Source organism: Ruegeria sp. BC1, from assembly GCF_056539305.1.
In genome coordinates this window covers 248,862-269,113 of the sequence record NZ_JBQFUT010000007.1, presented here as the reverse complement: position 1 = coordinate 269,113, position 20,252 = coordinate 248,862, and the positions used below count along the sequence as shown (strand labels likewise).

Sequence of the window (20,252 nt, the reverse complement as noted above, 5' to 3'; positions counted from 1 at the left end):
CCGTCCCAGAACTGACCGAGAAACTCGGCTGATCACAACAACCGGTTTTCCAACAAACTCCAAAAAAAGGCCCGCCAACGCGCGGGCCTTTTTTAGTGGAGGTTTCGGATCGGTCCAATCAATGCTTCCGCAATAGATTTGTGCGCAGCCGGGCCAATCATATGTTCTGTCATAGGCTGTTGAAGCGTTCCGAACAGCATGTCTTCAAGTTCATTGGAATGACCTGACACGTGGGCCGTCACCTCAACGCAATCTGCGCTGAACGGGCGCAGAGCTGCCAGCATCTCCTGTGATACCGCGACCGTCTCTTTCCAGCCCCGATCTTCGCCGTCGTTTTGATGCAAAACCCGCAAGCCCAAAAGTACGACCGGGATTTCCAATCTGCTGAGCAGCCCACTCATTCTGAAAACCCAGCTACGGCGAAGCTCCTCGGCCACGGCTTCGAAACGGGCATCGCGATGGGCCTGCAAAAGGCTCATCAGGTGGCCCACGAAATGAACATCGGCAAAATCGATTTCGGGATACAGATCGATCAAATCCGGCGTTGGTGCCAAAACCCGGTCATTGCGCCGAGGGTGGACGCGGTAAAAGTGATTCGATTGACCCAGCACGCCCGGCGCTTCTAGAACGCACAGTTCAGCCGCGTTCAACAGGGTGAACAGCCCTTCATCGCTGCACAACGCTTCAACCCCGCAAAACAGGCTGCCAAAGTTCAGACAGCGCCGATCCAACCTGTTTTCGAGAATTGTCGCAAAAGGTCTTTCAACAAACCGTCCGAACGTCTCGTCCCCGCCCGCGCAAGCCACGTAAGCCGTGTCCAAAGACCGTTCTGGCCCACGAAACCAAAGACGTGAATTACCATAGTTGCACACGGCTTGCCCGGCCCCCGCCGAGCCTGTTTGATGATAGCTCATAACACTCACCTATTTTCACCCGACTGCCATCTTGCAGCCGCATGTCTTGAGAAAATCCTAATGCGCGCATTTGAAGCAAATTCGATGCGCCTGATCCCCTTGCCGCTTCTACCGTTCTGTCGATATTGTCGCCGTAATCCTTTGCATAGAGGCACCAGAACATGGATGTAAAATCAGTCGGAGTTATCGGCGCAGGTCAAATGGGTAACGGCATTGCCCACGTTCTGGCACTAGCGGAATATGACGTTCTACTGAACGATGTGAGCCAGGACGCACTGGACGCTGCTGTCGCGACGATCGAGGGCAATATGGCGCGTCAGGCATCGCGTGGAAAAATCACGGACGACGCCATGCAGGCGGCGCTAAAGCGGATAAAAACCACGCTTAAATTACCGGAACTTGGTCAGACGGACTTGGTGATCGAAGCCGCAACTGAACGCGAGGCAATCAAACAGGCGATTTTTGAAGACCTGCAGCCACATCTTCAGCCTCACACGATTCTGACGTCGAACACATCGTCGATTTCTATCACACGGCTGGCCAGCCGCACCGACCGGCCCGAACGCTTTATGGGCTTCCACTTCATGAACCCGGTGCCGGTCATGCAACTGGTCGAGCTTATCCGTGGTATCGCCACCGACGAACCGACGTTCAGTGCTTGTAAAGGCGTCGTTGATCGTCTGGGCAAGACGGCGGCCAGCGCCGAGGATTTCCCTGCCTTCATCGTGAACCGAATTCTGATGCCGATGATCAATGAGGCGGTCTACACTCTGTATGAAGGCGTAGGCAGTGTGCAATCCATCGACCAGTCGATGAAACTTGGCGCGAACCATCCGATGGGGCCGCTGGAATTGGCGGATTTCATTGGATTGGATACCTGTCTTGCGATCATGAACGTGCTGCACGAAGGGCTTGCAGATACCAAGTACCGGCCCTGCCCGCTGCTGACCAAGTATGTTGAAGCCGGTTGGCTCGGGCGCAAAACCCAACGGGGGTTCTATGACTACCGGGGCGAAGTACCGGTCCCGACGCGGTAATGTGGGGGCCAGCCCCCCACGCCCCGGATATTTCTAGCCAGGTGAAAAGGCGAATTAACGTTTGAACGTTCCGCCCAATGCCATCGTGTGCTTTCTGAGCCATGCCATAAAGCCGCGCGGATCGCGTTCGAGCAATTGCATATCCTCGTCAGAGATCGGATCGCCAATCACAGGTGATTGCGGCTTGTTGCAGGAACGAACGATCTCATGCAGGAGCAGTCCCTGTCGCAGGATTGGCGACAATTTATTGGCGATCTGATACGCGCGAGAGTTCCTGCCAGGGAAGAAAATCGGTACCACCCGAGCGCCAGAGCGGCGAATCATCTTGGCGGTAAACACGTTCCATTCCTGTTCAATTGCCGGGCCAAACCAGTCGTCCGATGACATCACAACACCCGACGGGAACAGGGCCACGACGCCGCCATTCTTCAGATGCTCCATCGCCTTGCCGCGCATCTCCAGCATTTTGGTCTGCGCTTCGGGATCGTGAGGGAACGGAACCGGGATCATGAAGGACGTCGCAGCCTCATCCAAACCTGTCAGCACCGAGCGCGTCAGGATACGGTAATCGCTGCGCACCTGTCCGATAAGCTCTGCCAAGATCATGCCATCGACCATGCCGTGCGGATGATTTGCCACGACGACCACGGGGCCCTCTTTCGGAATACGGGCAATCTGTTCCTTGGGGGTGGTCAGGTCGATACCCATAACCTCAAGCGCGCCGCCCCAGAATCGCTGGCCACGATAGTATTCGTTCTTTTTCTCAAACTTGTTGACCATACGCAAAATGGTCAGCTTGCCTGTGCACCATTCGATGGCGCGAATGGCGGTCGAGGTCCAGGCGTCGTCAAACGAGTTCGCGTAGGTCAGGGTTCTACGATCGTAGATTTCGCCCTGATCCGTTGTCCCATCAACCACCGGGCCTGTCTTGGTCTCGTGCGTTGTTTCCGCCAATTCCTGGTCTTCCCGTTTTCATCGCGTGGCCGATATGGTCAGAACCCTTCCCCGAACTTGTCGTTCACCAGGGTTTCCAAAGCATCGGCCAACGCCTCAGCATCCGGTCCGGACGTCTCGACGTCAATAGTCGTTCCGCGGGAGGCTGCCAACATCAAAAGGCCCATGATACTGTCACCTGACGCAGAAAATCCGTCTTTTGATACCTCGGCCTGCGCGTCGAAGCCCTCGACCACCTCAACCAACTTGGCCGAGGCACGCGCGTGCAGACCCTTTTCATTAATGATTTTCAAGCTACGGTTGGTCATTCTCAATCAGCCCGGTCTTCTTCTAATGTCACATTTTGCGCATTGATATATTTGCGTCCAGCCTCCATTGCCTGCCGCACCGCATCTGCGATGGGCAAGTGGCGGGATTTGGCCAGTTTGATCAACATAGGCAGGTTTGCACCGTAAAGGATGCGGCGATCCTGAGGGGCGCAGGCGCGCAGACTCAGATTCGAGGGACTGCCGCCAAACAGATCCGTCACGACAACTACCCCGTCCCCGACATCGACACTGTCGGCAGCAGCACAGATTTCTGACTGCTTCGCCTCGCGATCATGGTCAGCCTCGATCGAAATCGCGACCAGGCCGGGTTGCTTTCCGACCACATGCTGCACCGCCGCCAAATACTCTTTGGCCAGCCCGCCATGTGCTACGAGTACAATCCCGATCAATCCGGCCTCACATTCAACGATCGACGTTCCATTTCGCGGTGTCTAATTGCCACTTGCTGCCCCTCCTCTGCAAGGGCTTTTGCGACCGCCTCGGCCATGGCCACGGATCTGTGTTGCCCTCCGGTACAGCCAAAGGCCACCGACAAGTGCGCTTTGCCCTCGGCCCGGAAGGTCGGCAGCAACAGCTTCAGAAGATCAACCACCCGGTCAAAAAACGGCGCGTAGTTCATATCCGACTGAACATAGTGTGCCACATCCGGGTTTCGACCATCTTCCGCCCGCAATTCGGGGCGCCAGTATGGATTGGCCAGAAACCGGCAGTCGAACACCATGTCCAATCCCCGCGGCAGACCGCGTTTGTATGAAAATGACTCGATAGAAACAGCCAGATGCCGCCCGCCCTGAGGCGCAAACCAGCGCTCAACCTCTTCACGCAACTGGTGAACGTTCAGCGAAGTCGTATCGATCAGAATGTCGGCGATCTCGCGGATAGGGGACAGCAGTTCTTTTTCCTGCCGCACACCGGTTTCGGGGCTCGCATCGACCGCCACCGGGTGCCGCCGACGGGTTTCCGAGAAGCGCCGCAGCAACACTTCATCACTGCAATCCAGATACAGAGTGGTCAGTTCGACCTGCTCCATGTGGCGCAACCGCACTGCCAACTCAAGGAAGCCGGTTGTTGAAAAGTCCCGATTTCGGGCATCGATGCCCAGCGCCATCGGGCGGTCACCTTGGGGGGCTTCCAACAGGCGCATCAACAGACCCATCGGCAGGTTGTCGATGGCCTCAAAGCCCAAGTCTTCCAGCACACGGATCGCCGTCGAGCGACCTGCGCCTGAGGGGCCAGTCACCAGAACGATACGCTGTTGCATTGTCATGTCTTGGGCCATTCCGGGTCCACGCGCCCCATTTTCATGAGTTGTAAAAGTGCTGCGGCCAAGTTGGGGATATCCGCCGCCCGCAGCAAGGGAACAGTTTGCTTCAGCACAACGGTTGTAATCGGGTTCGGTAGCCGCGCTGGTTCGGTTTGGTCCAGATCCACAACATGGCTGATCGGGGTAGGCCCTGCGGACGCAGCGCGCAACAGGCCGATACCCCGCGCCTCGATCAGCCCCCGAATGTTTGGTGCAGCGTCGGCAACGGCTTGCCCCTCGACCATTTGAATATTCACCCGGTCATCAGCGACCAGCACCGCCCCAACGGCCATCATCTGCAACGCCAACCCGGATTTACCCGCACCCGAAGGCCCCACGATAAGGACGCCACGTCCATCAATCGCAACGCAGCTGGCGTGTAGGATGGCCGATTCCTGATATCGAATATCTGAGAGCGCTTGACCACTCATGCTCTTACACAGGCAGCCCCACAACAAACCGCGCGCCCTGCGGGTCCGAGGTGATATCCGCCTCGGTTGGACGAATGTTCTCAGCCCAGATCACACCACCGTGCGCCTCGACAATTTGTTTTGAGATCGCCAACCCAAGGCCCGAATTGTTGCCAAAATGCTCTTCGGGTCGTTGTGAATAAAACCGCTTGAATACTTTGGTCAGGGCCTGCTCCGGGATACCGGGACCAGTATCTTCAACAACGATCAGAACACGGTTTTCCCGACGCCGCACCCAGACGCGGATCGCATCATGTTCTTCACAGAATGAAATCGCGTTGGTGATCAGATTGACAAAAACCTGCGCCAGACGCGCCTCAAGCCCGTTCACAATAATCGGCTGATGCGGCAGATCGGTGATATAGTCGATACCTTTGGCGCGGGCATCTTCGCCCAGATATTGGCCGATATTGTCCAGAAGCTTTAGCAGGTCGAAGGGTTGCTCTTCTTCCTTGACCAGTTCAGCGTCCAGTCGGGAGGCGTTGGATATATCACTGACCAGACGGTCCAGCCGCCGAACGTCATGTTCGATCACGCCCAGCAGCTTTTCGCGCTGGTCGTCGCGTTTGACCATGCGCAAAGTGCCAACTGCCGATTGCAAGCTGGCCAGCGGGTTCTTGATTTCGTGCGACACATCGGCCGCAAATTGTTCATTGGCGTCTATGCGGTTGTAAAGCGCGGTCACCATTCCGCGAAGTGCGCGGCTGAGTCGCCCGATTTCATCCGGTCGCGCGCTGAGATCGGGAATACGGATGCGTCCTGGATTGACACCGGCACCTCGGTCCTTGCCCATCTCGGCAGCGGCAGCCAGATCGGCAAGAGGGTTGGCGATGGTCGAAGCAAGGACAAGGCTGAGGCCGATGGATACCAACAAGGCAACAACGAACATTTGCAGAATGCGCTCCTGCTCGCGCCGGGCCAGTGCGTCGATTTCGCCAGGAGGCCCGGCCATTGCCACCGCGCCAACCGGTTTTCCACCCAGAACGATCGGCGCTGCCGCGACGATGACCGTCTGCCCCAGGTCGTCCTGTACGGCCTGAACGTGCATCCGGCCTTCCAAAGCCGTCGGAATGATCCCTTGAACCCGTTGCGCGAGCGTCGGAGAATCGCCCCCTCCGGAGCCCGTAAAGACGCGGGACAACCCGGTCCAAACCGCATTAAGCGCGTCGCTTATCAGTGTACTGCCCGTCTGAACATCCGCGTCGGACCTGAGAAGGACCGGCATCTGATCCGAAGTCGGCGCGCCGCGTGTCCAGCCGATCAGCGTCCCGCCTGCGTCATAGACAAAAACCTCTCCTCCCGCCGGAAGGCTTAGGCCAGCCAAAGTATCTTTCACATCCAGCGTCGAGGCATCTCCGGTGACACCTGACTGGTTTTGACGCAACTGAGCCTCGAAAACGTTGCTGACCAGCTGCGCGTCACCAGACAGATTGCGCGCCGTCTGTTGGACTTGCTCGTCGCGGGAATCGTCCAGGTACAGCAATCCCGTGACAAGGATCACAAGCGCAATCAGATTGAAGGTGATAATCTTCCGCGCCAGCGGCGATCCGCGGAGCGAAAACAGATTGCGACGACGGCGCGATGCACGCAACTCGGCCGAATCGGGATCCTGTGGGATAACCCAGTCATCCCCCAGAACGACATCACCGTCCCGCATTTCGCTGGCTTGTTCCGTATCGCGCACGAGACCCGTCTACCCCTTACTAAGCGGCCACGCTTATTCTTCGTTGTACCGGTATCCGATACCGTACAGCGTTTCGATAGCTGAAAACTCAGGGTCGGCTGCGCGCATCTTCTTGCGCAGGCGTTTGATATGGCTATCGATGGTGCGGTCATCCACGTAGACCTGATCGTCATACGCGACATCCATCAACTGATCCCGGCTTTTGACAAAACCTGGACGCTGCGCCAGCGCCTGAAGCAACAGAAACTCGGTCACGGTCAGCGAGACATCCGACCCTTTCCAGCTGACCGCGTGGCGCAGTGGATCCATTCGCAGATCGCCCCGCTCCATCACCTTGGTGTCGCCAGTGTTGGCACTTGCAACATCGCCTTCAGTCGCTTCCTGACGACGCAACAGCGCACGGATGCGTTCCACGAGCAGTCGCTGGGAAAAAGGCTTTTTGACATAGTCGTCCGCACCCATCCGCAGGCCCAACACCTCGTCGATTTCATCATCCTTCGAGGTCAGAAAGATAACCGGCATCTGGGTTTTCTGCCGCAGCCGCTGCAACAGATCCATGCCGTCCATGCGGGGCATCTTGATATCCAGCACGGCCATATCCGGCAATTTCTTGTTGAATGCATCCAGGGCAGCCTGCCCATCGTTATAAGTTTCGACCTCAAACCCTTCGGCTTCGAGAGTCATGGAAACGGACGTCAGAATGTTTCTGTCGTCGTCCACCAGTGCAATCTTTGACATCGGGATTACCCCTATTCCTGCTCACTCATGCAATATTCTGCTTATTAGTAGGGCATTTTTGGCGTTTTTATGGCCGCGAATCAATGCGTATCTGCGAATCGTGCGATTGTTGTCACACATATGCGGCAAAAAAGCCGTTAACCCGCGCCGAAAAGCGCTATGATTTTGATCAGAAAAACCTTGGTGGCGCTAAACTTGAACTTGGTGGCGCTAACTGCGCCAAACCGTCCTGTTCATGCCCCAAACGACCGTGATAAGAGGCGCCTGACCGCCGGGCTTTCCGGCAAAATGCCCCAAGAGCGCATTTGGCCCCAACTGCCACCGCGCCGCCACAGGAGAAGACACACATGACATCTGGACGGGTTAACCCGCAATTCCGCCTCGAAGATCAGGGCATCGAGGGTCTGGGCAATGTCTATTACAACTTCATGGAACCGGCGCTGATCGAAGAAGCGCTCAAGCGGGGCGAAGGCACCCTGGGCAATGGCGGTGCGTTTCTGGTCACTACCGGCAAGTTCACCGGTCGTTCGCCCAAAGATAAGCATGTTGTCAAAACCGACAGCGTCGCCGACACGATCTGGTGGGAAAACAACGCCGAGATGACACCCGAAGGGTTCGACGCGCTATATGCCGACATGCTCGAGCATATGAAGGGCGGCGACTACTTCGTTCAGGATCTCGTCGGTGGTGCTGACCCGGCCTATTCGATCAATGTCCGCATGGTCACCGAGCTGGCCTGGCACAATCTGTTCATCCGCCACCTGCTGCGCCGCCCGGATCGCGAGGATCTGGATGACTTCACCGCCGATTTCACCGTCATCAACTGCCCCAGCTTCCAGGCAGACCCAGCCAAGCACGGTTGCCGCAGTGAAACCGTGATCGCGCTGAACTTTGACCGCAAGCTGATCCTGATCGGCGGCACCGAGTATGCGGGCGAGAACAAGAAATCAGTATTCACCCTGCTGAACTACATGCTGCCCGAAAAAGGCGTGATGCCGATGCACTGCTCGGCCAACCACGCTGTTGGCAACCCGGTCGACACGGCCGTGTTCTTCGGCCTGTCCGGCACTGGCAAAACCACTCTGTCCGCCGACCCGGCGCGTACGCTGATCGGTGATGACGAACATGGCTGGTCGGATCGTGGCACCTTCAACTTCGAAGGCGGCTGCTATGCCAAGACCATCAATCTGAACGCCGAGGCCGAGCCCGAGATCTACGCGACGACCAGCAAGTTCGGTACCGTGATCGAAAACATGGTCTTTGACCCGGAAACCAAGGAACTGGATTTCGACGACGATTCGCTGACTGCGAACATGCGTTGCGCCTATCCGCTCGAGTATATCTCGAACGCGTCCAGCAGCGCCTTGGGCGGCCACCCCAAAAATATCATCATGCTGACCTGTGACGCCTTTGGTGTTCTGCCGCCGATCGCACGGCTGACCCCGGCGCAGGCGATGTACCACTTCCTGTCCGGCTTCACCTCGAAAGTGGCCGGGACTGAACGTGGCGTGACCGAGCCACAGCCGACCTTCTCGACTTGCTTCGGCGCTCCATTTATGCCGCGCCGCCCCGAGGCCTATGGCAACCTGCTGCGGGACAAGATTGCCCAGCACGGTGCGACCTGCTGGCTGGTCAACACCGGCTGGACCGGTGGTGCCTACGGTGTGGGCAGCCGGATGCCGATCAAGGCCACTCGCGCGCTGCTGACCGCCGCGTTGGAAGGTTCGTTGCGCGATGCCGAGTTCCGCAAGGACGCCAATTTCGGTTTCGACGTGCCCGTGTCGGTGCCCGGCGTGGCCGAGGTTCTGCTGGACCCACGCCGCACATGGGACGACCAAGCCGCGTTTGACAAACAAGCGGAAAAACTGGTGCAGATGTTCGCCGAGAACTTTGAACAGTATCTGCCGTTCATCGACGAAGACATCAAAGCCGTCGCAATCGGCTAACTGGATTGAGGGGGGGCACCAGCCCCCCTTTTGCGTCAGGAGAGTCGCGGCGATCAAATCTTCTTAGGGTTGCATAATGATGAATGCGCTTACAAATGCGTTGCCCGCTGCCCTTGATTGGGGTATTTCACGAGGTCATTGAACGAATAAGCCCGGCGCTTGCGCACCGGGCCAAAGTAAAAAGACCTTTGGGTGGCTCATGCAAACTCTCACATCAGCAAATTGAGCAACCTAATCAGATAACTAGTGAATGCAAATGGGATGTGTGTCAATACGATACTTACTGAATATACACTCTAATCAGTAATTCTGAATGGGTCGCATATCAGCGGCAATTGGCACTAAGTGATGGGTAGAATATGACCGAAATCTCAAAACTGACTGAACTACGCAAATTGATGCAGAGTATGGAGCGGACGCTGGGTCTGGAACATCTCTCTCCGGTTGAGCGTGACATTTATTACGCGGCAGAGGAATTGTCCAAATCCGACCAGGAGGTTCGCACATTCGGATTGATCGAACACACATTGGTTCAAAGCGTTTCACGCCCGACATTTTTCCGCGCGCTCAAATCGTTGGTGAACAAGGGATACCTGTCGCAAAGTGGCAGCGCTAACCGGGGTCGGTACATCGTTCATGCCCCCAAGTGATGCCTTTAAACTGCGTAGCGGTGGCTGATCCCCGTGCGCAGATGGGTCTCTGACACCTTCTTTGCCTCATTGGCTTATGTGGTCGCTTCGTTCCTTACGTTCGAGGTTCTGATGCCACTTCAGAATGTGTTCTTTCCTGAATACCCCAGCCGGGCCAGCCTGCTGTTTTTGCCGCATGGGGTGCGGGTTCTGTCCGCGTGGTTGCTGGGGTGGCGAGCGATCTTCGCACTACTGCCGGGCGTCTTTCTTGTATTCGCGTATCTGGGTGGCAGCGACGTTTTCCTTCCGAACCGACTGATGGCGATAGCCATCGCTGTTACTACGGTTCCTGCAGTGTTCTACCTGTGCAAATGGGTGGGTTGGGATTTGTTCCCCAAACCGGATCGCAAGCCCTGCTGGTCCTGCGTCATGGGGGTTGGAGTTGTCACGTCCTTCCTCGTCGCCGGACTGACAAACATGGCCTTTGGCAGCGCCGGTGTCGAATACATCGCCTTTCTGATCGGCGATATCTCTGGCCTCTTCTTCCTGATGCTGGGGCTGTATTTCACCCTGCGCGCTCTGGATAGCCGCAGTTAACCCATCATCCCGCGCCGCAACAGGTTCAGCCCTGCAATCAGTAGGATCAGCAACGTTACCTTGCGAAACAACGCTTGATCAATTCGGGCTCCCAACAGAAATCCGACCCACATCCCAACCATCGCTGGTGCAATCAGAAACGCTGAAAACGGTGCCGTCTCGGCCCGCATGATACCCGACCCCAGATGCGCTACCATCAGGGCCACTGCACCTAGCCCATAGATCACCCCCTGAATCCGCATCTGCACCGCCTTGGGGGTGTTCAAAGCTGTCAGATACGCCACTGTCGGCGGCCCCCAGACGCCGGACATGCCGCCTACAAACCCGGCAACCGCGCCGACTCCGGCCTCGACCGTCGCTGACTGGTTGCTCAGTGTCACCTGCGCGCCCAGGATCTGAATCAGCGCAAAAAACGTGACCGGCAGGCCGATCATCATCAGAAATGTCGAAGCTGAAACAGCGCTGACGACCTGAGCTCCGGCCATCAGAAAGACCAGGCCCACAAGCAAAAAAACACGGAATTGCCGGATCGACGACATCGCTGCCGGAAGTCCTTCGCGCAGCGCCTGAACGCCATTGGTGACCAGAGTGGGCAGGATCAACCCGGCTATCACCAGATCGGGAGGCAGGAACATGCTCAGCCCCGAAACCAGAACCATGGGCATTCCAAAACCGACCGTACCCTTGATGCACCCCGCAATGAAGGCAACGAGCAAAGCCAGCAGCATATCCTGCGGAGTGAGCAAGGAAAACAAAGTCATATGCCAGTGATAGCATTCTTGGCGCGCGCTGCACTGCAAAATTGCTTAAGCAATTTTCGAACTTTTTTGCCGCATAATTCGCATTTTTGTTGCGCTGCACATGCAGCATGATATGACCGAGCGACACCAGAGAAGGACTGATTCATGGCCCATGACGGACAGGATATGACCCAGATGACGACATCCGCAGTTTTGCCCGACCTTCTGACATTGACCCGTGCGGCCCTGCCCGCAGTCGAAACCGTTTTTGAACGCGCCCGCGAGTCAGTCCGCGCAATGGTCACCGCTGATGGGCGGGTCTCTGGCGCGCTGATCGAGGCCAATCAGACCGCCGCCCATGGTTTGTCCTGGCTGGCGACATACAATCAATCACTGCAACAGATGCAACGCTGGGCCGAAGCGCTGAAGACCGACGGCAAGTTCGGTGAAATCGAGCAACTGCTGCACCAGATCGCCTTTGGTGAATATCTGCATCAGGTCGCTGGCGGCATCCCCATGAACCAGGGTGAAGTTGTGCGCCTTCAGGACATGGGCCTGGGCTGGGACGCGCTATCCGGGTTCCAGAGCGCAGAAGTCCAAACATTAATGGCGCAAGCCAACTCGCAGGCAGCCCGCACTCGCCTGGTGGCCTTGATGGGAGATCAGGCCGGCGCAACTATGTTTGGCGCATCCGGTCTGGATGAAGAACTTGAAATGATCCGCGACCAGTTCCGCCGATATGCGCAGGAAAAGGTCGAGCCGAATGCCCATGACTGGCACCTGAAAGACGAGCTGATCCCGATCGAAATCATCGAAGAACTGGCCGAGATGGGTGTCTTCGGCCTGACCATCCCCGAAGAGTTTGGCGGGTTCGGTCTGTCCAAAGCCTCGATGTGCGTGGTCTCAGAGGAACTTTCGCGCGGCTATATTGGCGTCGGCTCGTTGGGCACCCGCTCTGAGATCGCTGCCGAGCTGATCATCGCTGGCGGCACTGATGAGCAAAAAGCCAACTGGCTGCCCAAGCTGGCCAGCGCCGAGATCCTGCCGACCGCCGTGTTCACCGAGCCCAACACCGGATCGGACCTTGGCAGCCTGCGCACCCGCGCCGTCAAGGATGAAAACGGCGATTATGAGATTACCGGCAACAAGACATGGATCACCCACGCGGCACGCACACATGTGATGACCCTTCTGGCGCGGACCAACCCGGACACAACCGATCACCGTGGCCTGTCTATGTTTCTGGCCGAGAAAACCCCCGGCACCGACGAAAACCCATTTCCCACCCCCGGCATGACCGGTGGCGAGATAGAGGTTCTGGGTTATCGCGGCATGAAAGAATACGAACTGGGCTTTGACGGGTTCAAAGTCAAAGGCGAAAACCTGCTGGGCGGCGAGGAAGGCAAAGGCTTTAAGCAGCTGATGGAGACCTTCGAATCCGCCCGTATCCAGACCGCCGCCCGCGCCATTGGCGTAGCGCAAAGTGCGCTGGATATCGCCATGCAGTACGCACAGGAACGCAAGCAGTTCGGCAAATCTCTGATCAACTTTCCTCGCGTGTCCGGCAAACTGGCCATGATGGCGGTCGAGATCATGATCGCTCGTCAGCTGACCTATTTTTCGGCCTGGGAAAAGGATCACGGCCAACGCTGCGATCTTGAGGCCGGAATGGCCAAGCTGCTGGGCGCCCGTGTGGCTTGGGCTGCAGCGGATAACGGGCTGCAGATTCATGGCGGCAACGGCTTTGCGCTGGAATACAAGATCAGTCGCGTTCTGTGTGACGCACGCATTCTCAACATTTTCGAAGGGGCTGCCGAAATTCAGGCACAAGTCATTGCGCGGCGTTTGCTGGGCTGATGTGAATCGGCACCCCGTTTCCCCACCTGAGCCCGGCCTTGCGCCGGGCCATTTTTTTGGACAGGAAACCAAAACCTTCCTTAGGCTGGGAAACTCTCCTTGAATAATGCCTGGTCCGGCACAACATGGCCGCCTTGGCCACTGCCCTGCAAACTTCCCCTTTGCTTGCCCCCGGAACCCCGGTAGAGCACGATGCGAACCACATCCGGCTGGGGACTGATGAGCACAAAAATGATCCGAGTTTTTTTCGCACTTTGGGCGACGATCACAGCACTGGCGCTGGCCGGCTGTACGCCTAGCCATCCGACCGCCACTCAGGATGACATCAACGAACTGGCGCGGTCGATTCAAGCCCTCGGCCCCAACGTCGACCCGCGCGAGGCGCAAGAGGCCGCTACGATCGCCTATACATACTCCCAGCAGCTGAAACGGGAATGGCAGGTGACCGATCCCGCCATCATTCATAACACAAAAATCATAAACGGTTTCCGGGAACGGGGCCTGTGCAACGATTGGGCCCAGGCCATGACGACGCGCCTGCGGCAGGAAAACTTTCGCACGCTGGATCTGCATTGGGCAACTTCTCCACCGACAGCGTTTCGGATCATTCATCATTCGGCTCTGATCAGCGCCAAGGGCGACTCGATGTATGACGGCATCATCCTTGATCCGTGGCGCAACAGCGGTGCATTGTTCTGGGCGCCGGTTCGCGAGGATACCAGGTACAACTGGAGGCCTCGCAGCGAAGTGCGGGAAGAACTGATAAGCGGCGAGAACCCCTTTTGACCGGATCCCCGACAGTTCCCCAATACTCTCGAACAGGGTAAGAGACAGTTATGACACGCCTGATCCTTGCACTACCGGTTTTGGCTCTGTTTCAGTGCGACAGGGACGAATCCGTTGCCGCATATGGCGCCGCGGATCAGACTTGGGCTTTGCAGGAGATCGACGGCCAACCCTATGAAGCCAGCGCCCTGCTGCGCTTTCCCGAAGAGGGCAAGATCGACGGCAACGCCCCCTGCAATAGCTACAGCGGCAGCCTGAACGCCCCCTATCCTTGGTTTGAAGTCACCGACCTGACTGCCACCCGCGCGGCCTGTGTGGGGCTTGAAGCTGAAGGTTTCTATTTCGCTGCACTCTTGGCGATGACCCAGTCCGAAGTTTCAGGCGATGTACTGATCCTGCGCAATGAGGACGGGAATGAGATGGTGTTCAAAGCCGTCGAATGAATTGATCCACAAACCGCGCCCTTGCCTCGGGCAGCGGATGGTGCCCAAGCGACCGGGCCAGATGGTTTTCCAGAAAATAACCCGTCGTATGTAGACCCTCGGCAATTTCCGCATCCGGCGCTGCCCCCTCGCCACGCAAGCACGGCGGCAGAGGCAACAGTTTGTCCGCCCATTCCCCCGCCCCTTTTGCACTGATTGCGCGACCGCTCTTGGGCGACACATAAACCAGCCCCTCGGCGGACCCGGTCACCGCGCAAGCGGACAGGTCGAGGCCGAAACCCAATTCCTCAAGCAGCGCCAGCTCCCATCGCAAATAGGCCAGCGGCCAGATATCGTCCTGCCCCAGCAGGTCCATCAATTGCTCGGTCTGTTTGTAGATGCCCGGATGCGGTTCCCGTTCGGGCAGGCAAAACGACAGCAGCGACACCACCGCATTCAACCCAGCCAGCGCCAAACGCCCCGAAAACGCAGCCGCCGCACGCGAGCGCAAAGGCTCGACCTGAAAGGTTCCGATATGCTCCTCAAGCCGCGCCCGCCACAGAACATACAACTGCGCGCCGGGTTGCAGGATCGGAGCGATCTTGCGGCTGGTCCCCCCACGCACGACACCAGCATGACGCCCGTGGCCTTCGGTAAAGACCTCAATGATCGCCGCTGTCTCGCCGTGGCGGCGGGAGTTCAGAAGTATGCCGTGATCGCGCCAGTCCAAGTGTGGATCCTTTTAGTGATTTTAGTCGCCTTCACTACCAGATCGTGCTGACCATCAATCTGCAAGCCTTAAGCCTGTTTATTGAAAGCAGTTGAGTTTACCGGGAGGTTCGAAGGTGCGACTCAATGCCCGCTATGCGGACAAAGCAGACTTTGTCATCCGCAACAACTATCGCCATTCTGGATCGGCGGGCAAGGCACCGTGGCATAGGAGCAGTAGACACAACAGTCCCCTTCCAACGGCTTCAAGACCGCTGCGCAAGACTTGCATTCATAGAACCACTGGCAAGCATCCGTCGGCATTAATTCGGTTTCGCTGTGACCGCATTTCGGGCATGTAAGGGTGCTTTCAAGCACTACAGTTTGCTCTGTCATTGTTTCACATCTGCATTATCAGGTAATCGTTGATCCGGGCCTCGTTAAAGACGACGACCCAAGCTAACGCGGTGATTGCGGTCGTCCCCGAAAGCCACCATTTCAACTTTGTTAGGGAACCGCGCTGATAAGATACAAGCCACGATATAGCGACAAGCGCCGTCGAAATCGCCAATATGTAGTAGCTTGCCGCCGCGATCTTTCCGAAAATGGCCAGCCAACTGCCTCCTAGTCCCAGCAACATCATTGTCATGGGCAATACACAGCAAGTCGCGACGCCGAGTGCTGACAGTGACCCCAGATAACTAACGCTAAGGTACTTTTGCATTTCATTCCCTTGACTGGTTGGAGTTGTCGAAGTGTCAGCCTCTCGTATAACTTCTGTAGTCGCTACAGGATCAAGACGGGAAAACTCACATGTTTGCGATTGGGGAAGCATCCCGGCAAAGCGGTGTCGGCATTGAAACGATCCGCTACTATGAACGCGAAGGGATCGTGCCCAAACCAGAACGGGCACCGAATAACCGGCGGATGTACTCCGCGCACGACGTTGGAAGGCTTCGTTTCCTGAAGAAATGCCGTGATTTGGGCTTTCCACTAGCCGATACAAAGACGCTTCTCAGCCTGTCCGAAGGCGGCGGAGAAGATTGCCGATCCGTAAAAGAGCTGGCTGAGATTCATATCTTCAATGTGCGTAAAAAGATAAACGAGCTGAAGCGATTGGAAGCAGCGCTAAACGAACTCACAGCCAACTGCGACAGCGGGAATGTCTCCTGCCCCATGCTCTCAAAACTGCGTACCGACTAGTGAAACTTTGGGCTCGGTGCGATCGTTCGTCGAATTGTCGTGAGAAACCGCAAGCGGACATAGTTGCCATTCACCCTCGACCAATAACTCTCTTTTCGTCGCGGTCTCGCGTCTGACGTGCGCTTGACGACGCAACTCATATCAAACGATCATCGTCGAACTATTTTGCGGCGGCCCAAAGGATAACCCATGGAAGTGTTTGGAAGTGATGCACAGCGACGCATGTCGACCATGGGTGAGCATCTTATCCAGCTATTGGGTGATGACCCTCGATTTTGTAGCCATGGGCGCGGTATTCAAATTGCCAACGAGTACAGCGGGGCTTTGGATGATGCCGTTGCAATGGCCCGAATACTTGGCATCACGGCGATAGAAAGCATACCGCGTCAAGAGGTGGCAAAGGCGCGAGAAGTCATTGAAAGTCAGGGATTAAAAACTGACACAATAGCTTGTTATCTTGGCGGGCTGAACTGTGTTGACATTGCTCGGAAAATAATTGCCACACGAGCGTTGCCCGAGGATTTGACTGTACGTGTGATTGATCGAGACTCTCCGCCAGAATGGCTCGAAGCTTTCGCAGAGGTCGCGATGAGCCACGGTGTTCTGCCGCCAATAGGGCCGGTTATGCGCGGATTGTCTCGCCCCGGATTTGCGATGGTCGTCTTTGACAGCTCAGGCGCTCCCGTTGCAACCGCGGGCTCAGTTCTGTGCCATCCGCCCAGCAGTAGGCTGCATCGTCGCGCTCAATGGGGGCAACTATCGACCAAACCTGAACGCATGGGTGAAGGTGTAGCAAAAGTCTTGGGGGCCAAAGCTATGATACACTCTCATGAAAAGCTTGGAGCAACTGGGTTCAAGACAGGCATTGCTCCGGGCAACGTTGCATCAGCACGGTTGTGCGAAAGACTTGGCTTGGAGGATAGCGGCAGCGACATAGTCGCGATCATCGACCCGAATGTATACTCGGAAGATCGGTTGACCAAGTGAGCCATTCGGAAGTTTGTTGTCGCGGTATATCAACGACACTCGCGCGAACCTGACTGAAACTTCTTAAAAAACTAAGATAGGACGAGTTCTAGTCTGCATTGGGCTAGTTGTAGCCGCTTGCTGGAGGTTACTGGCCAATTGCTTTGCCGAATCCAAGGCCGCGTCCAGATTTCATCGAAAAATCTCCAAGGATCGTCATGTGGGCGAAATTGCTATACGGAGCTGGATCTCGCGGTATGGCAGCCGTTAATAGGAAACGATAAAGTGGTATGCGGCGCAGGGCTGGTGTAAAACAATCTTCCCATCAAAGGCTTGGACCGACCGGTTGAATGCACCTTCCACGTCGGAAGAAACCTTTTCATAAGCTCTAGAACGATCTGGATCCGGCCAAACAATCTTTTCCAGGAACGCTTCGAAAGTCGGATATTCACGGGTAAGGACGTACTCAATTTTTTTTTCCAGCCGAAACCCGTCTACTCCGTCCAATTGGTTAAGTGTTTTATGAGAATGAGTTCGAACGAGGGTTTCATCTTCCACCAATCGAACAACGTCAAACATTGTCCCGTAAGGATAGGGCTCCACTATGTGCAACCGCCCACTGTTTCCAAGAACGCGGCGAATTTCAGTGAAAGCAGTGTGCTGAACTTCCACTGGAATGTGATGAAGTGAGAAGAACAAACACGCGAGGTCCTGCGAGCCGGACTCGAGGGGCAGATCTTCAGCAGCCCCAAGCCTAACGTCGATGTTTCTTGGTAGATCTTCTTTGGCTTCAGCAACTTTGTCCGGATCTATCTCTATTGCGGTGACTTTGGCTCCTGCAGCGTACAAGTCTCGCGAATAGACGCCGTCACCCGCACCAACATCGACGACTTGAAGCCCATTAAGTTCGCATATCGATTTTAGGTGATCGATGTGAGTCATTGCCAACTCCAGAAAATCTGAATGGTCTTGCAACAGTTTAGCACACCAGCTCCCCTATTTCCGCTTAAGGTTCGGAGCGGACCTTAATCTCCCGCAGAAAATGTTTGTCCGGTGACGTGTTGAAAATCGCTCTGCGGTGGCATTTATCCATCCTGTGAAGGCACCAACGTTTACTCAGGCGAGCGTGATCAGCCACCCGCCCCAGGCAATCAAAACCACGCCCAATCCGCGGCTCAGAAACCGCCCGAATTGCGACGTCTTTTCTGCCAACACTACGATTGTAAGTACGGCAACCCACGGCAGGTTCATAACGCCCAATACAAACAACAGCACCATCAGCATCCAGCAGCAGCCAAGACAGTAGGCCCCATGGTGAAGCCCCATCTTCGCGGCACCCAGGGTTCCCTCGTGCCAATGAGTCGTCAGAAAACTCATGGGCGAGCGGCAATGCTCTAGGCAAGCGTTCTTGAGCGGCGTCCATTGGAACAACCCGGCAAGTATCAACATCACGCCGCCCACAGTCGGCGCAACTCTCCCCATCATTGAGGAAAGCGCGCCACCAGTGTGCAGCCACCAATTCAATACAGTCGCCGCCAGCGAGAACCCCAGCCAAACCAACAGATACCCCGCCACGAAGCTGCCCGTTGGCACGAAGGGTCGCCCTGCCTCCTCCCGCTTCGCGCGGACCCGCTCGTAGATCATTACGGCGGGTGTAACCGAAGGCAGCATCATCGCGAACATCATCACCGCCCACATGACAAACATGAAGACAAAATCCGCGACGGACCACTGCATCATCATCGGCATGGCCATGTCGCCAACCATCGTCATCGAGGACGAACCAAGCCCGAGGTAGATTGTATAGGCCCACGCCAGCGCCGTGAGCGCGACTAGCGCTGCCAGCACCAGCGCCCGATCTCGTCGTGCGACCCCTACAGCTTTCATTATGATGGCCTGAAGATCCGGCCCGGCCTCAGCCGGCCCAAGCGACTTGTCCGACCACACCCGACCGGCCCGTCCAGGTCACGGGCATATCAGCGTCGTTCCAAGTGGTTCCTTCACTGGGGGCCAGATCACCTTCATGCTCCTCATGCCCGAAGGCGAGGCTGAACGCGGCGTTCTGCAGTTTCATCTTGTTGCCGAGGTCATTGACCAGGCGACGGGATTTCATCTCGCCCACACCGGCCACGCTTGCAGTTATTTCGCCATCGGCCTCGGTCACGCTGATCCCGGCGCGTTTGGTCGGAAGCCAGGTCGACAACAGGCTTGCCGGCACCTCCATGCCGCCGCCGGACGCACCCTGCAAGATAGTCTCCAATGCCGCCGCCTGCGCATCGCTGGCGTTTTCGTCAATGTACACTCGCCCGGTGCCGTTGGCGTCGAACAGTGTCGGCCCAGGGAAATGCAATGAGACAATCGCGTTTTGGCCAGAAAGGTCCACGCCTTCATGAGAGCCCTCGCGAATGCGTATCAACAGGGAAGTCGCGCAATACCCTTGGTCCAAGAGCATGAGGTCAGCTTGTCCGAACCAGCATGGGCAAAGCATGTTGCAATTGCAGGTTTCGACGAGTTCACCTGAAACATTCCAAGACATGATTTCTCCTCCCATCCCACGTTTTCCACGGCTGTATTTTAGCAGAAAGGCTGCTTTTCACCAATCAACCAGAAGGTTAACTATGTCTCCTTAGGGCACAGAGCTGCCTATCCCTACAGCTTACATGATTAGCTGGTTGGCAGCCCAAGCCTGTCCTTCGCAACAATACCGCCATTCGTCACCAAGCGATCCAAACCGAAATATCATTGGGTTCGAAGCTTAACTGATTTGATCATGCTGGTTTTATCAATGTTCCCAGATATGCCCGAGTGTCGGCATCCCACGAGCTGGGGTCCTCTCCATGAGCGACCACCGCGTGGAGCTCCATGAGTTTCCATACTTCATCTTTGGTCGCTGCGATCACTTTGCCTGGGCAGGCCTCCATGCCCTCGCAATCCTTGCAGGCATATGAAAATGCGGTGTTCATCATTTT

General features: G+C 56.4%; 25 protein-coding genes. 9 read left to right on the top strand and 16 right to left on the bottom strand.

What is annotated here, in order from left to right; genetic code table 11:
* Window positions 1-92 precede the first annotated feature (92 nt).
* On the bottom strand, window positions 93-914 hold the full coding sequence (locus ACR0IY_RS16215) for a DUF6473 family protein (RefSeq protein WP_480675059.1): 822 nt from the start codon (window positions 912-914) through the stop codon (window positions 93-95).
* Window positions 915-1,075: 161 nt separating this feature from the next.
* Between ACR0IY_RS16215 and ACR0IY_RS16210 the strand changes: the two genes are divergently transcribed.
* Window positions 1,076-1,951: a 3-hydroxybutyryl-CoA dehydrogenase gene (locus tag ACR0IY_RS16210; RefSeq protein ID WP_480675057.1), complete on the top strand. Its 876-nt coding sequence runs from the start codon at window positions 1,076-1,078 to the stop codon at window positions 1,949-1,951.
* Window positions 1,952-2,005: 54 nt separating this feature from the next.
* On the opposite strand, the gene ACR0IY_RS16205 is transcribed toward ACR0IY_RS16210, so the two are convergent.
* Genes ACR0IY_RS16205 through ACR0IY_RS16175 form a run of 7 tightly spaced genes read right to left on the bottom strand, consistent with a single transcriptional unit; the run spans window position 2,006 to window position 7,429 of the window.
* Window positions 2,006-2,905 carry a lysophospholipid acyltransferase family protein gene (locus ACR0IY_RS16205; RefSeq protein ID WP_480675055.1) on the bottom strand — a complete coding sequence of 300 codons (900 nt, stop codon included), beginning with the start codon at window positions 2,903-2,905 and terminating at the stop codon, window positions 2,006-2,008.
* A 38-nt stretch (window positions 2,906-2,943) separates the two neighbouring features.
* On the bottom strand, window positions 2,944-3,213 hold the full coding sequence (locus tag ACR0IY_RS16200) for an HPr family phosphocarrier protein (protein ID WP_170328297.1): 270 nt from the start codon (window positions 3,211-3,213) through the stop codon (window positions 2,944-2,946).
* A gap of 2 nt (window positions 3,214-3,215) precedes the next feature.
* Entirely contained in the window at window positions 3,216-3,623 is a 408-nt protein-coding gene (locus ACR0IY_RS16195; protein ID WP_480675053.1) for a PTS sugar transporter subunit IIA, read from the bottom strand.
* Window positions 3,620-4,501, bottom strand: a complete 882-nt coding sequence (rapZ, locus tag ACR0IY_RS16190; protein WP_480675066.1) for an RNase adapter RapZ — start codon at window positions 4,499-4,501, stop codon at window positions 3,620-3,622. Before rapZ ends, ACR0IY_RS16195 begins: the two co-directional genes overlap by 4 nt.
* Window positions 4,498-4,968 carry an HPr kinase/phosphorylase gene (locus ACR0IY_RS16185; protein WP_480675051.1) on the bottom strand — a complete coding sequence of 157 codons (471 nt, stop codon included), beginning with the start codon at window positions 4,966-4,968 and terminating at the stop codon, window positions 4,498-4,500. Before ACR0IY_RS16185 ends, rapZ begins: the two co-directional genes overlap by 4 nt.
* Before the next feature lie 4 nt (window positions 4,969-4,972).
* Window positions 4,973-6,691, bottom strand: coding sequence for a sensor histidine kinase (locus ACR0IY_RS16180; protein ID WP_480675049.1), 1,719 nt, complete (start codon window positions 6,689-6,691; stop codon window positions 4,973-4,975).
* Between the two features lie 33 nt (window positions 6,692-6,724).
* The gene (locus ACR0IY_RS16175; protein WP_480675047.1) at window positions 6,725-7,429 is read right to left on the bottom strand and encodes a response regulator transcription factor; all 705 of its coding nucleotides are present in this window, start codon (window positions 7,427-7,429) and stop codon (window positions 6,725-6,727) included.
* Window positions 7,430-7,776: 347 nt separating this feature from the next.
* Here ACR0IY_RS16175 and ACR0IY_RS16170 point away from each other — a divergent pair, with 347 nt between their 5' ends.
* The 3 genes from ACR0IY_RS16170 (at window position 7,777) to ACR0IY_RS16160 (ending at window position 10,601) form a co-directional block, all read left to right on the top strand.
* Entirely contained in the window at window positions 7,777-9,375 is a 1,599-nt protein-coding gene (locus tag ACR0IY_RS16170) for a phosphoenolpyruvate carboxykinase (RefSeq protein ID WP_480675045.1), read from the top strand.
* 359 nt (window positions 9,376-9,734) lie between these two features.
* Window positions 9,735-10,025 (top strand): hypothetical protein, encoded by a 291-nt coding sequence (locus ACR0IY_RS16165; protein WP_480675043.1) that lies wholly within the window; start codon window positions 9,735-9,737, stop codon window positions 10,023-10,025.
* Window positions 10,026-10,058: 33 nt separating this feature from the next.
* The gene (locus ACR0IY_RS16160; RefSeq protein ID WP_480675041.1) at window positions 10,059-10,601 is read left to right on the top strand and encodes a hypothetical protein; all 543 of its coding nucleotides are present in this window, start codon (window positions 10,059-10,061) and stop codon (window positions 10,599-10,601) included.
* Here the strand turns inward: ACR0IY_RS16160 and ACR0IY_RS16155 are convergent.
* Window positions 10,598-11,362, bottom strand: a complete 765-nt coding sequence (locus ACR0IY_RS16155) for a sulfite exporter TauE/SafE family protein (protein WP_480675040.1) — start codon at window positions 11,360-11,362, stop codon at window positions 10,598-10,600. The genes ACR0IY_RS16160 and ACR0IY_RS16155 overlap by 4 nt on opposite strands.
* A 144-nt stretch (window positions 11,363-11,506) precedes the next feature.
* Between ACR0IY_RS16155 and ACR0IY_RS16150 the strand changes: the two genes are divergently transcribed.
* The 3 genes from ACR0IY_RS16150 (at window position 11,507) to ACR0IY_RS16140 (ending at window position 14,427) form a co-directional block, all read left to right on the top strand.
* Window positions 11,507-13,198 carry an acyl-CoA dehydrogenase family protein gene (locus tag ACR0IY_RS16150; protein WP_480675038.1) on the top strand — a complete coding sequence of 564 codons (1,692 nt, stop codon included), beginning with the start codon at window positions 11,507-11,509 and terminating at the stop codon, window positions 13,196-13,198.
* Between the two features lie 231 nt (window positions 13,199-13,429).
* A complete protein-coding gene (locus ACR0IY_RS16145; protein WP_480675036.1) occupies window positions 13,430-13,984 on the top strand; it encodes a hypothetical protein in 555 nt (184 codons plus the stop codon).
* Window positions 13,985-14,034: 50 nt separating this feature from the next.
* Window positions 14,035-14,427, top strand: a complete 393-nt coding sequence (locus tag ACR0IY_RS16140) for an META domain-containing protein (RefSeq protein ID WP_480675034.1) — start codon at window positions 14,035-14,037, stop codon at window positions 14,425-14,427.
* Here the strand turns inward: ACR0IY_RS16140 and recO are convergent.
* From recO to ACR0IY_RS16125, 3 genes are all read right to left on the bottom strand, one after another.
* Window positions 14,411-15,136 carry a DNA repair protein RecO gene (gene recO / locus ACR0IY_RS16135; protein WP_480675032.1) on the bottom strand — a complete coding sequence of 242 codons (726 nt, stop codon included), beginning with the start codon at window positions 15,134-15,136 and terminating at the stop codon, window positions 14,411-14,413. The two genes, ACR0IY_RS16140 and recO, sit on opposite strands and share 17 nt — an antisense overlap.
* A gap of 155 nt (window positions 15,137-15,291) precedes the next feature.
* On the bottom strand, window positions 15,292-15,510 hold the full coding sequence (locus tag ACR0IY_RS16130) for a GDCCVxC domain-containing (seleno)protein (RefSeq protein WP_480675030.1): 219 nt from the start codon (window positions 15,508-15,510) through the stop codon (window positions 15,292-15,294).
* A 4-nt stretch (window positions 15,511-15,514) separates the two neighbouring features.
* Entirely contained in the window at window positions 15,515-15,838 is a 324-nt protein-coding gene (locus tag ACR0IY_RS16125; protein ID WP_480675028.1) for a hypothetical protein, read from the bottom strand.
* Between the two features lie 89 nt (window positions 15,839-15,927).
* Here ACR0IY_RS16125 and ACR0IY_RS16120 point away from each other — a divergent pair, with 89 nt between their 5' ends.
* Together ACR0IY_RS16120 and ACR0IY_RS16115 are read left to right on the top strand one after the other, a co-directional pair.
* On the top strand, window positions 15,928-16,317 hold the full coding sequence (locus ACR0IY_RS16120) for a MerR family transcriptional regulator (RefSeq protein WP_480675026.1): 390 nt from the start codon (window positions 15,928-15,930) through the stop codon (window positions 16,315-16,317).
* Between the two features lie 189 nt (window positions 16,318-16,506).
* Window positions 16,507-17,304 (top strand): hypothetical protein, encoded by a 798-nt coding sequence (locus ACR0IY_RS16115; protein WP_170745579.1) that lies wholly within the window; start codon window positions 16,507-16,509, stop codon window positions 17,302-17,304.
* Between the two features lie 246 nt (window positions 17,305-17,550).
* On the opposite strand, the gene ACR0IY_RS16110 is transcribed toward ACR0IY_RS16115, so the two are convergent.
* The 4 genes from ACR0IY_RS16110 to ACR0IY_RS16095 all read right to left on the bottom strand — a co-directional run bounded on the left by ACR0IY_RS16110 (window position 17,551) and on the right by ACR0IY_RS16095 (window position 20,246).
* A complete protein-coding gene (locus ACR0IY_RS16110; protein ID WP_480675023.1) occupies window positions 17,551-18,225 on the bottom strand; it encodes a class I SAM-dependent methyltransferase in 675 nt (224 codons plus the stop codon).
* Window positions 18,226-18,399: 174 nt separating this feature from the next.
* A complete protein-coding gene (locus ACR0IY_RS16105; protein WP_480675021.1) occupies window positions 18,400-19,170 on the bottom strand; it encodes a DUF2182 domain-containing protein in 771 nt (256 codons plus the stop codon).
* 28 nt (window positions 19,171-19,198) lie between these two features.
* The gene (locus ACR0IY_RS16100; protein ID WP_480675019.1) at window positions 19,199-19,819 is read right to left on the bottom strand and encodes a DUF1326 domain-containing protein; all 621 of its coding nucleotides are present in this window, start codon (window positions 19,817-19,819) and stop codon (window positions 19,199-19,201) included.
* 232 nt (window positions 19,820-20,051) lie between these two features.
* Window positions 20,052-20,246 (bottom strand): DUF1059 domain-containing protein, encoded by a 195-nt coding sequence (locus ACR0IY_RS16095; RefSeq protein WP_058272354.1) that lies wholly within the window; start codon window positions 20,244-20,246, stop codon window positions 20,052-20,054.
* Window positions 20,247-20,252 lie beyond the last annotated feature (6 nt).

Bases quoted from the DNA above. Each gene is read 5' to 3' on its own strand.
- ACR0IY_RS16215 (WP_480675059.1), bottom strand. From the start codon at position 914: ATGAGCTATCATCAAACAGGCTCGGCGGGGGCCGGGCAAGCCGTGTGC.
- ACR0IY_RS16210 (WP_480675057.1), top strand. From the start codon at position 1,076: ATGGATGTAAAATCAGTCGGAGTTATCGGCGCAGGTCAAATGGGTAAC.
- ACR0IY_RS16200 (WP_170328297.1), bottom strand. From the start codon at position 3,213: ATGACCAACCGTAGCTTGAAAATCATTAATGAAAAGGGTCTGCACGCG.
- rapZ (WP_480675066.1), bottom strand. From the start codon at position 4,501: ATGACAATGCAACAGCGTATCGTTCTGGTGACTGGCCCCTCAGGCGCA.
- ACR0IY_RS16185 (WP_480675051.1), bottom strand. From the start codon at position 4,968: ATGAGTGGTCAAGCGCTCTCAGATATTCGATATCAGGAATCGGCCATC.
- ACR0IY_RS16175 (WP_480675047.1), bottom strand. From the start codon at position 7,429: ATGTCAAAGATTGCACTGGTGGACGACGACAGAAACATTCTGACGTCC.
- ACR0IY_RS16170 (WP_480675045.1), top strand. From the start codon at position 7,777: ATGACATCTGGACGGGTTAACCCGCAATTCCGCCTCGAAGATCAGGGC.
- ACR0IY_RS16165 (WP_480675043.1), top strand. From the start codon at position 9,735: ATGACCGAAATCTCAAAACTGACTGAACTACGCAAATTGATGCAGAGT.
- ACR0IY_RS16155 (WP_480675040.1), bottom strand. From the start codon at position 11,362: ATGACTTTGTTTTCCTTGCTCACTCCGCAGGATATGCTGCTGGCTTTG.
- ACR0IY_RS16150 (WP_480675038.1), top strand. From the start codon at position 11,507: ATGGCCCATGACGGACAGGATATGACCCAGATGACGACATCCGCAGTT.
- ACR0IY_RS16145 (WP_480675036.1), top strand. From the start codon at position 13,430: ATGATCCGAGTTTTTTTCGCACTTTGGGCGACGATCACAGCACTGGCG.
- ACR0IY_RS16140 (WP_480675034.1), top strand. From the start codon at position 14,035: ATGACACGCCTGATCCTTGCACTACCGGTTTTGGCTCTGTTTCAGTGC.
- ACR0IY_RS16130 (WP_480675030.1), bottom strand. From the start codon at position 15,510: ATGACAGAGCAAACTGTAGTGCTTGAAAGCACCCTTACATGCCCGAAA.
- ACR0IY_RS16125 (WP_480675028.1), bottom strand. From the start codon at position 15,838: ATGCAAAAGTACCTTAGCGTTAGTTATCTGGGGTCACTGTCAGCACTC.
- ACR0IY_RS16120 (WP_480675026.1), top strand. From the start codon at position 15,928: ATGTTTGCGATTGGGGAAGCATCCCGGCAAAGCGGTGTCGGCATTGAA.
- ACR0IY_RS16115 (WP_170745579.1), top strand. From the start codon at position 16,507: ATGGAAGTGTTTGGAAGTGATGCACAGCGACGCATGTCGACCATGGGT.
- ACR0IY_RS16110 (WP_480675023.1), bottom strand. From the start codon at position 18,225: ATGACTCACATCGATCACCTAAAATCGATATGCGAACTTAATGGGCTT.
- ACR0IY_RS16105 (WP_480675021.1), bottom strand. From the start codon at position 19,170: ATGAAAGCTGTAGGGGTCGCACGACGAGATCGGGCGCTGGTGCTGGCA.
- ACR0IY_RS16100 (WP_480675019.1), bottom strand. From the start codon at position 19,819: ATGTCTTGGAATGTTTCAGGTGAACTCGTCGAAACCTGCAATTGCAAC.
- ACR0IY_RS16095 (WP_058272354.1), bottom strand. From the start codon at position 20,246: ATGAACACCGCATTTTCATATGCCTGCAAGGATTGCGAGGGCATGGAG.